We start from the raw sequence: 13,219 nt of genomic DNA on the forward strand, positions 1-13,219 counted from the left end.
TGGGCGTGTCGAGACTTCGGCGGAGCCGGGGAACGCGGGCTCGGGCGGCTCGGGAAGGGCCCGGGGGACGGCCGGGGGACGGCCGCGTGGAGGAAGGTGGAGTGGCGCGCGGGCCAGTGTGTCACAGGACGCGTACCCCGGCGGCACGGAATCGGGAACATCGCCCAGGTTCCCTGGAATATCCACAAATGTCGCTCGAGAACCCACAGCGTCGTAGGGTCGTACACACAATGGAAAAGGAATGGCATGGCTCCCGCAAAGGCAACGCCGGGACAGCCGTCGCACTTCTCATGGAGGCCTGGTGGCAGTAACCCATGACGTCCCTCCCCAGCTCGACGAGCTGGTCACCGTGGCCCACCGGATCCGCGAGGCGATCGAGTCGGTGATCGAGGGCAAGGGCGACGCCGTCCGCCTCACCCTCACCGTCCTGCTCTCCGAGGGCCACCTGCTCATCGAGGACGTCCCCGGCGTCGGCAAGACCATGCTGGCCAAGGCGCTGGCGCGTTCCATCGACTGTCCCGTACGCCGCGTGCAGTTCACCCCCGACCTGTTGCCCAGCGACATCACCGGGGTGAGCGCCTACAACCAGCAGACCCGGGAGTTCGAGTTCAAGCCGGGGCCGGTCTTCGCCAACATCGTGGTGGGCGACGAGATCAACCGCGCCTCCCCCAAGACGCAGTCGGCGCTCCTCGAATGCATGGAGGAGCACCAGGTGACGGTGGACGGCGAGACGTACCGGCTCGACGCGCCCTTCATGGTGATCGCCACCCAGAACCCGATCGAGATGGAGGGCACCTATCCCCTCCCCGAGGCCCAGCGCGACCGCTTCACCGCGCGGGTCGCCATGGGCTACCCCGAGCCCACGGCCGAGCTGGAGATGCTCGACGTGCACGGCGGCGCCTCGCCGCTGGACAAGCTGGAGCCGGTGGCGACCACGTCGGAGGTGCGGGCGCTCATCGAGGCCGTGCGCGGCGTGTACGTCTCCCAGCCGGTCAAGAAGTACGCCATCGACCTGGTCGTGGCCACCCGCCACTCCCCCGACCTGCGGCTGGGCGCCTCGCCCCGGTCCACGCTGCAGCTCGTACGGGCCGCGAGGGCGCACGCCGCCCTGGCCGGCCGCGACTACGTCATCCCCGACGACCTTCAGGACCTCGCGATCCCCGTGCTCGCCCACCGGCTGCTGCCGAGCGTCGAGGCCCAGGGCCAGCGCCGGCTGCCCGAGCAGGTGGTGGCCGACCTGATCAGGCGCGTGCCGGTGCCGGAGACGCGGGGCCGTTGATGGACCGGCGGCGCGCGCACGCCTCCGGGCCGCACGGCACGGGCGGCACGTCATGAGGGCCGGGCTGCGGGCGCTGACCAGCAGGGGCCGCTCGTTCCTCGCCTCGGGGATCGCGGCCCTGCTGATGGCGTTCTTCCTCGGCGAGAGCGACCTGTTCAGGATCGGCGTGCTGATCACGGCGCTGCCGCTGCTGGCCGCCATGGTGGTGGCGCGGACCCGCTACCGGCTGAGCTGCGCCCGGCGGCTGGACCCGCCGAGGGCGGAGGTGGGCGGCGAGGCCACCGTGACCCTGCGGCTGGAGAACGTCACCCGGCTGCCCACCGGGCTGCTGCTCATCGAGGACACGGTCCCGTACGCGCTGGGCGTGCGGCCCCGGTTCGTGCTGGACCGGGTCGAGCCGCGCGGCGTGCGGGAGATCGACTACCGGGTGCGCTCCGACCTGCGGGGCCGCTACACGATCGGGCCCCTGTCCATCCGCATCGCCGACCCGTTCGGGCTGGTGGAGCTGACCCGCTCGTTCACCATCAGCGACACGCTCGTGGTGACCCCGCACGTGGCGGCGCTGCCGCACGTACGGCTGTCGGGCGAGTGGTCGGGCGGCGGCGAGAGCCGTACCCGCAGCGTGGCGGCGGCCGGCGACGACGACGTGGCGCCGCGCGAGTACCGCCAGGGCGACGACCTGCGCCGGGTGCACTGGCGCTCGACCGCCCGGCGCGGCGAGCTGATGGTACGGCGGGAGGAGCAGCAGTGGCAGAGCCGCGGCGCGCTCCTGCTCGACACCCGCCGGCACGCGCACCGCGGCGAGGGGCCGCGCTCGTCGTTCGAGGTGGCGGTCTCGGCCGCGGCCTCCATCGGCGTGCACCTCGCCCACGAGGGCCTGGGCCTGCGGCTGGTCACCGACCAGGGGCCCGAGCACCTGACCGACAGCGGGCTCAGCTACTCGCTGCTCGACACCCTCGCCGTGATCAGGCAGAGCCCGGCCCGCTCGCTGGAGATGGGCGTCTCCGCGCTGCGCCAGGGCGGCGGCGACGGCCTGATCGTGGCCGTGCTCGGCGCGCTGGAGCCGGAGGAGGCGAGGGAGCTGGCCCGGCTGCGGCACAGCAGCATCACCGGCGTGGCGGTGCTGCTCGACGTCGGCACCTGGGACGGCGGCGGGCCGGGCTCGGCCGACGACCACCAGGCCGTGCAGGCGGTGCTCGCAGGCTACGGCTGGCGCATCGTCAACCTGCCGGCGGGCGCCTCGATCGCGTCGGTCTGGCAGCACGCCGCCAACCGCGGCCGGTACGTGCTCAATCCCGCGGGAGGCCCGGCGTGAGGGGGAGGAAATGAGACTGACCATCGCCTCGGCAGCGGCCACGTTCACCGCGGCCATCCTGCTGTATCCCCTGTTCGAGGGCGGGACGTGGTTCTGGTCGTCGCTCGGCGCCGTGCTGGCCGTGATGCTGGCCGGCCTGGTGAGCAGCCGCCTGTCGCTGCCCGCGTGGGCGGCGCCGGCCCTGGCCCTGGCCGCCACGTGGGTCTACCTGACGATGTCCTTCGCCGCGGAGGAGGCGTGGGGGCTGGTGGTGCCGACGAAGGCGTCGGTGCTGGAGCTCGGCCGGCTGCTCGGGGTCGGCTGGGCCGACATCCAGCGCTTCGCCGCCCCGGTGCCCAACACCGAGGGCATCGTGCTGCTGGCCACCGGTGGGGTCGCGCTCATCGCGATCCTCGTGGACCTGTTCGCGGCGCGGCTGCGCCGGGCCGCCCTGGCGGGGCTGCCGCTGCTGGCGCTCGCGACGGTCCCGGCGACGATCCTGCCTGACCCGATCAGCTGGCCGGCGTTCATCATCGCCGCGTTCGGCTTCGTCGGGCTGCTCGTCGCGGACGGGCGGGAGCGGATCGGCCACTGGGGCCGGGCGGTGCTGGTGCGCAGGACCCGCATGGCGGCGACGCCGGCGCCGCGGGTCCCCGGACGGACCTCGGCTCCGGCGCGGCCGTCGGCGGCGGCCGACACGAGCGGGCTGCGGCTTTCGGGCAAGCGGATCGGGTTCGCCGCGATCGCGCTGGCCGTGCTGGTGCCCGCGTTGCTGCCGGCGATGGAGCCGGTGTCGTTCTTCCAGTTCGGCGTGGGCGGCAGCGGGACGGGCGGGCGTGGCAACTCCATCAGCATCCCCAACCCGATCGCCAACCTGAAGGGCCAGCTCGAACTGCCCGAGCGGCGCGTGGTCCTCACCTACGCCAGCAACGACAACCAGCCGCGCTACCTGCGGATCTACACGCTCGACACGTTCGACGGCCAGCAGTTCGGCATGACCAAGCCGAAGGGCGCCGTCGCCAACCGCACGGACAACGGCCCGCTGCCCGAGCCGCCAGGGCTGACCGGGAGGACCGACGTCACGAACGTGACCACCGACATCGAGATCAGCGACGAGATCGCGGAGCTGATGTTCCTGCCGCTGCCGTACCCGCCGAGGGAGATCCAGGTGGACGGCGACTGGCGGGCCGACGTGGACACGCTGATGGTCTTCTCCACCCGGGACGAGGCGGCGGGGCTGGACTACCAGGTGCTGACGTCGGAGCCGGAGCCGACGCGCGAGCTGCTGGAGTCGCTGCCGTTCGACCGGGACGCGGTGGACCCGCGCTTCCTCGCGCTGCCCGACGACCTGCCGGCCGAGATCCGGGCGCTGCCGCGGCGCATCGTCGGGGAGGTCTCCTCGCCGTACGAGGCGGCGGTGAAGCTGCAGAAGTGGTTCACCGAGGACGGCGGTTTCACCTACAACCTGCGTACGCAGGGGCACAGCAACTCGGCGCTCGCCGACTTCCTGCTGCACAGCCGGACGGGCTACTGCGAGCAGTTCGCCGCGTCAATGGCGGTGCTGGCCCGGCTGATGGGCATCCCGTCGCGGGTGGCCATCGGCTACACCGGCGGGAGCACCGTCGGCGGCCGGTGGCAGGTGGGGACCAACGACTCCCACTCGTGGCCCGAGCTGTACTTCGACGGGGTGGGCTGGCTGCCGTTCGAGCCGACGCCCTCGGGCTCGCTCGGGCAGGGCAGCGCGCGGGCGCCGGCGTACTCGGTGCCCGCGCCGGAGACCACCGGCGACTCCTCGACGCCGACGCCCGGCGCGACGAGCTCGGCGGGCGGCGACGAGATCGCCCCCGGCTCGCAGCAGAACCCGCGCGCGGTGGACCGGGAGAGCCAGCTCCTGGCGGGCGGCGTGCCGGCCACGGAGGAGTCCGCGCCGGTGATCGGCAAGGTCGGCCTCGGCCTCGCTGGGCTGCTGCTCGTCCTGCTGATCCCCGCCGCCGCGCGGCTGGTCACCAGGAGCCGGCGGGTACGCGCCCTGGACCGGCAGGCGACGAGATCGCAGGACGAGGCGACGGCGGTGACGTCGAGGACGGCCGCCACCGAACGTGTCCCCTCGGTCACGGCCGCCTGGGCCGAGCTGGACGACGTCCTGTACGACTACGGCCTGGCCCGCCACGCCAGCGAGACCCCACGGGCGCTGGCACGCCGGCTGGTCCAGCAGTACGAGTTCGGCGCGGACGCGGCGGCGGCCCTCACGGCCATCGCCTCGGCCGTCGAGCGGGTGCTGTTCGCCCGTGACCCGGGCCGCACCGGGCCGCTGCGCAAGGAGTTGCGCACGGTGCGCCAGGCCATCGCGGCCACGGTGCCGCGGCGGCGGCGGATCCTGGCGGTGCTGCTGCCACCGTCCACCCTGCGGCGGCTGCGCGGCTTCGGCGAGCGGCTGCTGGACGGGTTCGACCTGCTGGAGACCATCAGGCTGCGCCGTACGGCCGCCGAGAAGGGCTCCTGACCGGGCGGAACATGAGAGAGCGTGCGGCCCCTCCCCACGTCGGGGAGGGGCCGCACGCTCTCTTGCGTCATGGCGCGCCCCGTGGGGCGCGGGTCAGCGGGGCGGCGGGCTCAGCGCTCGTCGTGCCGGCGGCGCCAGCGCTCCTCCATGCGCTCCATGAAGGTGCCCCGGTTGGTCCGGCGGGCGGGCTTGCCCGGCGCGGCCTGCCCTGGGGCGGCCGGCGGGACGTCGCCGAACCCGTTCATGCGTTTCCAGCTCGACAGGCCCCACAGACACGCGGCGAGCATGACCACGAAACCGCCGACGCCGAGGGGGATCAGAGCGTTGCCGCTCACGACGACACCGACCATCATGACGACGACGCCGAGGGCAAAGCCGATGGTGGCCTTGATGAGGCGACGCTTGTAGTGGCGGCGCGGGTCACTGATCCTTACGGTGTTGGCCCACTTCGGGTCCTCGGCGTAGAGGGCCTGCTCGATCTGGTCGAGCAAGCGCTGCTCGTGCTCAGAGAGCGGCACGGCGCCTCCCAAGGACAGCCCCAGGACGGGGAAGACGGCAACGGACGACACGGGGTGTCCGAACCTCGCGGTCGGTTATCCCCAGAATACGAGGCTGTAGACGTAGGCGAAAGCAAACGTCCAACGCAGACCAAACCGGAGGTGACGTCATGGCTCCATTGTGGCCCATCTCGCCCCCCTCTCCCCAAAATAGCGACTCCGGCGCACCACGAAGTAGGGACATCGGCGTCATGTCTCTATTTCATCAAGCTTGCCACGTACGAGCGACGCTGGGACCACCGCATCGGGACCGAATCTTCGGATTGCCTTGTCCATCGCCTGTTCGGCCTCCCGCCACCCGGTCTCGCGCTCGCCGAGACTGAGCTGTCTGGTGGCCTCCTCCGCCGGGCGCAGGTTCTCCATCCGGACCCCCACGAGGCGCAGCCGCACCCGCTCCAGGCCCGCGGCCTGGTAGAGCTCGCAGGCGGTGGCGTAAATCACCTGGGCCACGTCGGTCGGCTCACGCAGCGTGCGCGAGCGCGTGATCGTCGTGAAATCGGCTCGGCGAAGCTTCACACTTACAGTTCTTCCCACGTGGCCGCCCTTACGCATCCTCGCGGCGACCCGCTCCGACAGCCGCAGCAGCTCGCGCCTGATGACGCCGGGGTCGTCGACGTCGGCGGCGAAGGTCTCCTCGTTGCCGATGCTCTTGTCGGGCACGTGCGCGGTCACCTGACGCTCGTCGCGCCCCCAGGCCAGCGCCGCCAGATGGCCGCCCACCGCCTGGCCCAGCTCGCGCTGGAGCGTGCCCGGCGGCACCCTCGCGAGGTCTCCGACGGTGCGGATGCCGAGGCGGACCAGGGACTGCTCGGTGCGCTCACCGACGCCCCAGAGGGCCGACACGGGCAGCGGGTGCAGGAAGGCGACCACCTCGTCGGCCGGGACCACCAGCAGGCCGTCCGGCTTGCACTGTTTGGAGGCCAGCTTGGCCACGAATTTGCTGGCGGCCACGCCCACCGAGCACGTGATGCCGTAGCGGTCGAGAACCTGCTCCTTGATCATCGCGGCGATGGCGGCGGGCGGGCCGAGCCGCCGCCGGGCGCCGCCGACGTCGAGGAACGCCTCGTCGGAGGCGATCGGCTCGACCAGCGGGGTGATCGCGTGGAAGATCTCCATGACGCCCTTGGAGACCTCGGAGTATTTGCCGTGTCCTGGCGGGATGATCACGGCCTGCGGGCAGAGCCTGCGGGCCCGGCTCATCGGCATCGCGGAGTGCACGCCGTGGGCGCGGGCCTCGTAGGTGGCGCTCAGCACGACGCCGCGCCCGGCGGGCGAGCCCACGATGACCGGCCGGCCGCGCAGCTCGGGGCGTTCGAGCAGCTCGACGCTGGCGAAGAAGGCGTCCATGTCGACGTGGAGTATCGGGCAGCCGCTGTCATCGGCCCCGGTGCGCGGAGCGGGGCCGATGCCGGTGATCTGCTTACGGGACACGCGTCGATTCTATCCGAACACGAATTCGATACCAGAGGACGCCCGGAGGGGCGTTCAGGCGCGCCGGCCCAGCACGTGGAGCTGGGTCGCGATGTCACGCAGCACGGGATGCGCGGAGGCGGCCTGCTCCAGCGCCGCCAGCGACTCGGCCGCGCCGGGCTCGCCGTCCACCAGCCGGCTCGGCACCAGGTCGGCGAAGACGCGTACGCCGTGGACCGGACCGGCCGAGAACCCGGCGGCCTCCAGCAGCCCGGCCAGCGCCTCCGCGGTGAAGCGGCGGGGCGTGGGGTCGCGCTCGCCCCAGCTTCCCCGGGGGTCGCCGAGCACCGCCCGCGCCTCGTCGAACTGCCCGGCGAGAGCGCGGTGGATCGCGGTGGCGACCGGGTTGGCGGCCAGCACGCTGACCGCGCCGCCCTGACGCAGCACGCCCGCGACGGCGGACAGCGCGCTGACGGGGTCCTCGACGTACTCCAGGACGCTGTGGCAGAGGACCAGATCGGCGCTGTCACGCTGGAGCAGCTCGCCCAGGGCGTCGGCGTCGCCCTGCAGCGAACGCACGCCCACGCCCTTCTCCTTGGCCCGGCGCTCCAGCGCGGCCAGCGAGTCGGGGCTCGGGTCGACGACGGTCACGGAGTGGCCCAGCGCGGCGAGCGGCACGGCGAAGCCGCCGGTGCCCCCGCCGGCGTCGACGATGTCGAGCGCCTCGCGGCCGGTGGCCTCGCTCCGCTCGGCCAGGACCGACCGCAGCGCGTCCCAGACGACGGCGGTGCGCACCGCCGGGGTCCTCGTGACGCTTTCAGCACGCACCGTTGGGCTCGCCTCCCTCTCGCCCCGCGAGCTGCTGCTTCGCGGCGGGCTCCTTCGCGGACGCGCCCCAGCCTACGCCGTGCGGGGCATCGCCCGCTGCCCCGCACGGGGACGGCGGCGCGAGGAAGGCGGCGCGAAGGCCGGAAAACAGGCCCGAGATGGGCGGAAAACGCAGAAGGGGCGCGTCGCGGCTGGTGACGCGCCACTTCTCCGTGGGCGATCACGCCGCCCGCGCCCCCACGGCCGAGCGGTCGCTGTGCTTGGAGGCTACCCCGAAACGACCGGTTTCGACGGGTCTCTAAAGGGTGAGGCTTGGCTTGAGTTGCTTGAATCTGGCCAGCAGCCCGTTGACGAACTGAGGGGACTCGTCGGTGGACAGCTCGCCCGCCAGGTGCACCCACTCGCTGATCACCACGCCCTCGGGGACGTCGGGCATCCACAGCAGCTCGTAGGTGCCGCCGCGCAGCAGGTTGCGGTCGACCGCGGGCATGCGGTCGAGGGTCCAGCCCTCGGCGTAGGTGGTGATGAGCTCGTCGATGCGCGGGCGGTGCCGCGCCACGCCCTCGACGATGGCCGAGGTGTATTCGTTGACCGGGGGCTCCTTGCGCTCCACGCGCTCGGCGAGGATCTTCAGTGGGTCCTCGTCGCGTAGTTCGGACTCGAAGAGGATGTCGAGCGCACGCCTGCGCGCCTTGCCGCGTGCGGACACCTCAGGCCCGGCCGAGGTACTCGCCGGTGCGGGTGTCGACCTTCACCTTCTCGCCCGTCGTGATGAACAGCGGGACCTTGATCTCCGCGCCGGTCTCCAGCGTGGCGGGCTTGGTGCCGCCGGTGGAGCGGTCGCCCTGCAGGCCCGGCTCGGTGCTGGCGATGGTGAGCTCGGCCGCGGCGGGCAGGTCGACGTAGAGGGCGGCGCCCTCGTTGAAGGCGACCGTGGCCGTGGTGTTCTCCAGCATGTAGTTGGCGGCGGTGCCGACCGTGCCGGCGGGCACGTTGACCATGTCGTAGGTCTCGGTGTCCATGAAGACGAAGTCGTCGCCGTCGCGGTAGGAATATTGCATCTCGCGCTTGTCGACGTTGGCCACGTCGACCTTCACGCCGGCGTTGAAGGTCTTGTCGACGACCTTGCCGGAGAGGACGTTCTTGAGCTTGGTGCGCACGAACGCGCCGCCCTTGCCCGGCTTGACGTGCTGGAACTCGACAACGCTCCAGAGCTCACCGCCCTCGAGCTTCAGCACGATGCCGTTCTTGAGGTCGTTGGTCGTCGCCACTCGTTCTACTCCCGCGTGCGGCCGCTCTAAAGGATGAGCAGCTCCTTGGATGTCTTGGTGAAAAGCTCCGGCCCGCCCGCACGGGTCACGAGGGTGTCCTCGATCCGGACGCCGCCTCGGCCGGGGAGGTAGACCCCGGGCTCGACAGTGATCGGAACTCGATCCTCTAGTCTACCGGTACGCGAGGGGCCCAGGAACGGCTCCTCGTGGATCTCCAGGCCGACGCCGTGCCCGAGTCCGTGCCTGAAGTGCTCGCCGTGGCCCGCCTCCGCCACGATCGAGCGGGCCGCGCGGTCCACGTCGCCGGCCGACGCGCCGGGCGCGAGCGCGTGCCGGCCCGCCCGCTGGGCGGCGGCCACCAGGTCGTAGATCTCGCGCTGCCAGCCGGCGGGCGGGCCGAGGCTGACCGTACGCGTCATGTCGGCGTGATAGCCCTGGTAGCGGGCGCCGAAGTCCATCGTCACCAGGTCGCCGGCGCGCAGCTCCCTGTCGGTGGGGGCGTGGTGCGGGATCGCGCCGTTCTCGCCCGCGGCCACGATCGAGTCGAACGCGGGCTTGTCGGCGCCCAGCTCCGTCATGCGGTTCTCCAGCAGCCGGGCGAGCTCGCGCTCGGTCATGCCGGGCACGACGCGGGCCGACACGTCGGCGAACGCCTGGTCGGTGATCGCGCAGGCGGTGCGCAGCAGCTCCAGCTCGTCGTCGTCCTTGACCGCGCGCAGCTCCTCCACCACCGGGCCGAGCGGCACCAGCCCCGCGCCCAGCCGGCGGTAGGTGGCCACGGTCATGCTCGCCGCCTCGATGCCCGCGCCCGGCTCGGCCAGCCGGGCCGCGACGTCGGACGCCTCGACGACCGGGACGCCGAGGGTGCGGGCCTTGCCGATGTAGCGGTTGTCGGTGGCGAGCAGCGCCGAGCCGTCGGCCCGGACCAGGACGGCCGCGTTCGAGCTGGCCAGGCCCGTCAGGTAGCGGACGTTGACCGCGGAGGTGACGAGGAGCGCGGGCACCTCGCGGGCGGGCAGCAGCGCGGCGAGCCGCGCCAGGCGCGCCGCGTGGTCGAAGGTCATCCCGTCAATCTACGGCCACTCCCGGGCCCTCGCGGCGCGCGGCGGGTCAGCGGTCCGGGACGGCCCATTCCCGGATGAACTCCGCGAGCGGGCCGGTCGGCTCCATGTCGCCCTTCTGCTGGGCGCGCTGGAGGTCGCGGTAGACCCGGGAGACCTCCTTGAGCGCGCCGTCGCGGTGGCCCGCGGCGTACTTGCCCGCCGCCTTGCGCAGTTTGTCGTGGGCCTTCTCCGCGACGTGCGGGTTGATGCCGTTGGTGCCGACCTGGTGCGTCACGGCCTGGTCGAACGCGGCCAGCCACCGGCCGAAGCCGCCGGGCGGCTCCTGGCCCGGGCGGAGGGTGCCGCGGACGGGGGGCGTCTCGCGCAGCGCGCTGGGCAGCTCGCTGTCCGGCCCGAAGGTGATCACGTTGCCCGGGGACGCCTGGGCCGGCGGACTGGAGGGCTCGCCGGTGGGCCAGTCGGACGTCGTGGTGGGCGTCTGTCCCGGCACGGCGGCCGTGGTGGGCGCCTCGCTGGGAGTGGCCACCGCGACGGGGTCACGATCCGCGGGGTCGTCGCCCGCGTTCGCCCAGAGGACCATGCCGACGGTCACCGCGACGATGGCGGCCACGGCGGCGCCGAGCTGGACGGCGAGCCTGCGCCCGCCGCGCGCCGGCTGCCGCGGGCCCTCCATCGCGAGGTCGCCGGCCTGGTAGACGGCGGTGTCCCCGGCGCGGGGCGCCGGTGAGGCGCCCCGGGAGGCGCCGGGTACGCCCTCGCGCAGCATGGCGCCGGTCACGGGCATGCCGGCCGGAGCCGCGGGGGCGTCGGGGTTGGCGCGGGGGTGGGCTATGTTCACCAGCGCGCGGCGGACGGTCTCGCCGCCGGCCGGGCGGCGCGCGGGATCCTCCGCGATCATGGCGAGCACCAGGCGGTCCAGCTCGGCGGGCACCCCGGGCCTGAGCGCGCCGGGCGGCACCGGCCCCCCGCCGGCGGCGCCGGTGGCGGAGACGTCCTCCGTCCCTGCGGCCTCGAAGGGGTGGCGTCCGCACAGCAGCTCGTAGCAGACGCAGCCGAGGGCGTACACGTCGCCGGCGGGCCGCGCCTCGGCCCCCGCGGCCCGCTCCGGGGCCAGGTAGCGAGGGTCGCCGCCGGGGGTGGCCGCGCCGCCGAGCCCGAACCCGACGACCTTGAGCACGCCGCTGCCGGCCCGCCGGAAGCTGTCCGGGTCGATCTCCCCGTGCACCACCCCGGCCCGGTGCGCGGCGTCCAGCCCGGCCGCCGCCTGCGCCACCAGGTCGCACGTCTCCACCACGCCCAGGGCGCCGCCCGCGGCCTGCCGCTCCTCGCCGAGGCTCGGCCCCGTGAGGTGCTCCATCACCAGGAACGGCGCCCCGTCGTGCTCGCCGACGTCCAGCACCATGGCCACGTTCGGATGGATGACCTTGGCCACGGCCTGGGCGTGCTGCCTGAGCAGTTCGGGGGTGCCGGCGCCCCGCAACAGCTTCACGGCCACGACCCAGTCGGCGCGGGTGTCGTACCCCCGCCACACCTCGCCCACCGGCCCGGCGCCGATGCGCTCCTCCAGCCGGTACCGGTCGGCTATCAACGCCGGCGTCGTCGCGTCGGACATATCCCCGCCAAACACTCGAACATCATCGATTTCGACCCACCATAGGGCCCTACGGCTCCGCGCGCCCCCGAACCCGGTACGGGGCACCGGCCGGAAAGGGCCCGTGATCAGGCGGCGGCGGGCTGCGGAACGCGGGTGCGCCCTGCGGTGTCGTCGAGCGGCTGCGGCGGGGCGTCGAAGACCGCCGTGTCGAGTCGGCCCTCCGAGCGGGCCACCAGCACCGGCACCACCATCTGGCCGGCGACGTTGGTGGCGGTGCGCATCATGTCGAGGATCGGGTCGATGGCCAGCAGCAGGCCGACGCCCTCCAGCGGCAGCCCCAGGGTGCTGAGCATGAGCGTCAGCATGACGGTCGCGCCGGTGAGCCCGGCGGTGGCGGCCGAGCCGACGACCGAGACGAACGCGATCAGCAGGTAGTCGCCGAGCCCGAGCGGCACGCCGAAGACCTGCGCCACGAAGATCGCGGCGAGCGCCGGGTAGACCGAGGCGCAGCCGTCCATCTTGGTGGTGGCGCCGAACGGCACCGCGAAGGAGGCGTAGTCGGGGTCCACGCCGTTGCGCTCGACCGTGACGCGCTGCGTCAGCGGCAGCGTGCCGACCGACGAGCGCGAGACGAACGCCAGCTCGATCGCGGGCCAGGCATTGCGGAAGAAGCGCACGGGGCTGACCTTGCCCCAGACCGCCAGCAGCACCGGGTAGACGGCCAGCAGCACCAGGAGGCAGCCGGCGTAGACCCCGGCGCTGAACTTGGCGAGCGGCGCGAGCAGGTCCCACCCGTACGTGGACACGGCCTTGCCGATGAGGCCGGCCGTGCCGATCGGCGCGAGCCTGATGACCCACCACAGCGCCTTCTGGACCAGCTCCAGCACCGACCGGGCGAGCGCGAGCGCCGGCTCGGCCTTCTCCCCGGCGGCCAGGGCGGCCGCGCCGAGCACGGCGCCGAGGAAGACGATCTGCAGGACGTTGACCTCGGTGAAGGCGGTGACGACGTTCGTGGGCAGGATGCCGGTGACGAAGTCGAGCCAGGTGCCGGCGTGCTCGGGGGCCCTGGCGGCGCCGGTGTCGAGGGTGACGCCGCGGCCGGGGTCGATGAGCAGGCCGAGCCCGATGGCGAGGGCCACCGACACCGCGGCGGTGATCAGGAACCACATCAGGGTCTTGACGGCGAGCCTGGCCGCGCCGTTGACGTTGCGCAGGTTGGCGACGCTGACCAGCACGGCGGTGAAGACCAGCGGCGGCACGGCGAGCTTGAGCAGCTGGACGAAGATCTGGCCGACCCTGTTCAGGGTCTCGGCCAGCCAGGTCACGTCCCAGATCCTGGCGGCGAAGCCCAGCGCGACGCCGGCGGCGAGGCCGGTGAGGAGCTGGAGCGAGAAGGAGAATCTCTTCACGGGAGGAAAG

11 protein-coding genes are annotated in these 13,219 nt (G+C 73.1%); 3 read left to right on the top strand and 8 right to left on the bottom strand.

What is annotated here, in order from left to right; translation table 11 throughout:
• The first annotated feature begins 241 nt into the window (after positions 1–241).
• The 3 genes from BMW85_RS02070 to BMW85_RS02080 are packed head-to-tail and all read left to right on the top strand — an operon-like array spanning position 242 to position 5,076.
• Positions 242–1,279, top strand: a complete 1,038-nt coding sequence (locus BMW85_RS02070) for an AAA family ATPase (protein ID WP_393180048.1) — start codon at positions 242–244, stop codon at positions 1,277–1,279.
• 52 nt (positions 1,280–1,331) lie between these two features.
• Complete coding sequence (locus BMW85_RS02075) at positions 1,332–2,594, top strand: DUF58 domain-containing protein (protein ID WP_091076087.1); 1,263 nt, start codon at positions 1,332–1,334, stop codon at positions 2,592–2,594.
• A gap of 10 nt (positions 2,595–2,604) precedes the next feature.
• Positions 2,605–5,076, top strand: a complete 2,472-nt coding sequence (locus tag BMW85_RS02080; RefSeq protein ID WP_091076089.1) for a transglutaminase TgpA family protein — start codon at positions 2,605–2,607, stop codon at positions 5,074–5,076.
• Positions 5,077–5,186: 110 nt separating this feature from the next.
• On the opposite strand, the gene BMW85_RS02085 is transcribed toward BMW85_RS02080, so the two are convergent.
• The 8 genes from BMW85_RS02085 to BMW85_RS02120 all read right to left on the bottom strand — a co-directional run bounded on the left by BMW85_RS02085 (position 5,187) and on the right by BMW85_RS02120 (position 13,209).
• Positions 5,187–5,594 carry an SCO2097 family morphological protein gene (locus tag BMW85_RS02085; RefSeq protein WP_091076091.1) on the bottom strand — a complete coding sequence of 136 codons (408 nt, stop codon included), beginning with the start codon at positions 5,592–5,594 and terminating at the stop codon, positions 5,187–5,189.
• 228 nt (positions 5,595–5,822) lie between these two features.
• Positions 5,823–7,064 (bottom strand): DNA polymerase IV, encoded by a 1,242-nt coding sequence (gene dinB / locus BMW85_RS02090; protein ID WP_091076094.1) that lies wholly within the window; start codon positions 7,062–7,064, stop codon positions 5,823–5,825.
• Positions 7,065–7,118: 54 nt separating this feature from the next.
• Complete coding sequence (locus tag BMW85_RS02095) at positions 7,119–7,871, bottom strand: methyltransferase domain-containing protein (RefSeq protein ID WP_218155626.1); 753 nt, start codon at positions 7,869–7,871, stop codon at positions 7,119–7,121.
• Positions 7,872–8,169: 298 nt separating this feature from the next.
• Entirely contained in the window at positions 8,170–8,580 is a 411-nt protein-coding gene (nusB, locus tag BMW85_RS02100) for a transcription antitermination factor NusB (protein WP_091076098.1), read from the bottom strand.
• A 1-nt stretch (position 8,581) separates the two neighbouring features.
• Positions 8,582–9,142, bottom strand: coding sequence for an elongation factor P (efp, locus tag BMW85_RS02105; protein WP_091076101.1), 561 nt, complete (start codon positions 9,140–9,142; stop codon positions 8,582–8,584).
• Positions 9,143–9,168: 26 nt separating this feature from the next.
• Entirely contained in the window at positions 9,169–10,206 is a 1,038-nt protein-coding gene (locus BMW85_RS02110; protein ID WP_091076103.1) for a M24 family metallopeptidase, read from the bottom strand.
• 46 nt (positions 10,207–10,252) lie between these two features.
• Complete coding sequence (locus BMW85_RS02115) at positions 10,253–11,818, bottom strand: serine/threonine-protein kinase (RefSeq protein WP_091076105.1); 1,566 nt, start codon at positions 11,816–11,818, stop codon at positions 10,253–10,255.
• A gap of 107 nt (positions 11,819–11,925) precedes the next feature.
• Positions 11,926–13,209 carry a dicarboxylate/amino acid:cation symporter gene (locus BMW85_RS02120; protein WP_091076107.1) on the bottom strand — a complete coding sequence of 428 codons (1,284 nt, stop codon included), beginning with the start codon at positions 13,207–13,209 and terminating at the stop codon, positions 11,926–11,928.
• Between the last annotated feature and the right edge of the window lie 10 nt (positions 13,210–13,219).

It is taken from the genome of Nonomuraea wenchangensis (assembly GCF_900111685.1).
Lineage (GTDB): Bacteria > Actinomycetota > Actinomycetes > Streptosporangiales > Streptosporangiaceae > Nonomuraea > Nonomuraea wenchangensis.

Coding starts and splice junctions, on each gene's coding strand:
- BMW85_RS02070 (WP_393180048.1), top strand. CDS start 242: ATGGCATGGCTCCCGCAAAGGCAACGCCGGGACAGCCGTCGCACTTCT.
- BMW85_RS02075 (WP_091076087.1), top strand. CDS start 1,332: ATGAGGGCCGGGCTGCGGGCGCTGACCAGCAGGGGCCGCTCGTTCCTC.
- BMW85_RS02080 (WP_091076089.1), top strand. CDS start 2,605: ATGAGACTGACCATCGCCTCGGCAGCGGCCACGTTCACCGCGGCCATC.
- BMW85_RS02110 (WP_091076103.1), bottom strand. CDS start 10,206: ATGACCTTCGACCACGCGGCGCGCCTGGCGCGGCTCGCCGCGCTGCTG.
- BMW85_RS02115 (WP_091076105.1), bottom strand. CDS start 11,818: ATGTCCGACGCGACGACGCCGGCGTTGATAGCCGACCGGTACCGGCTG.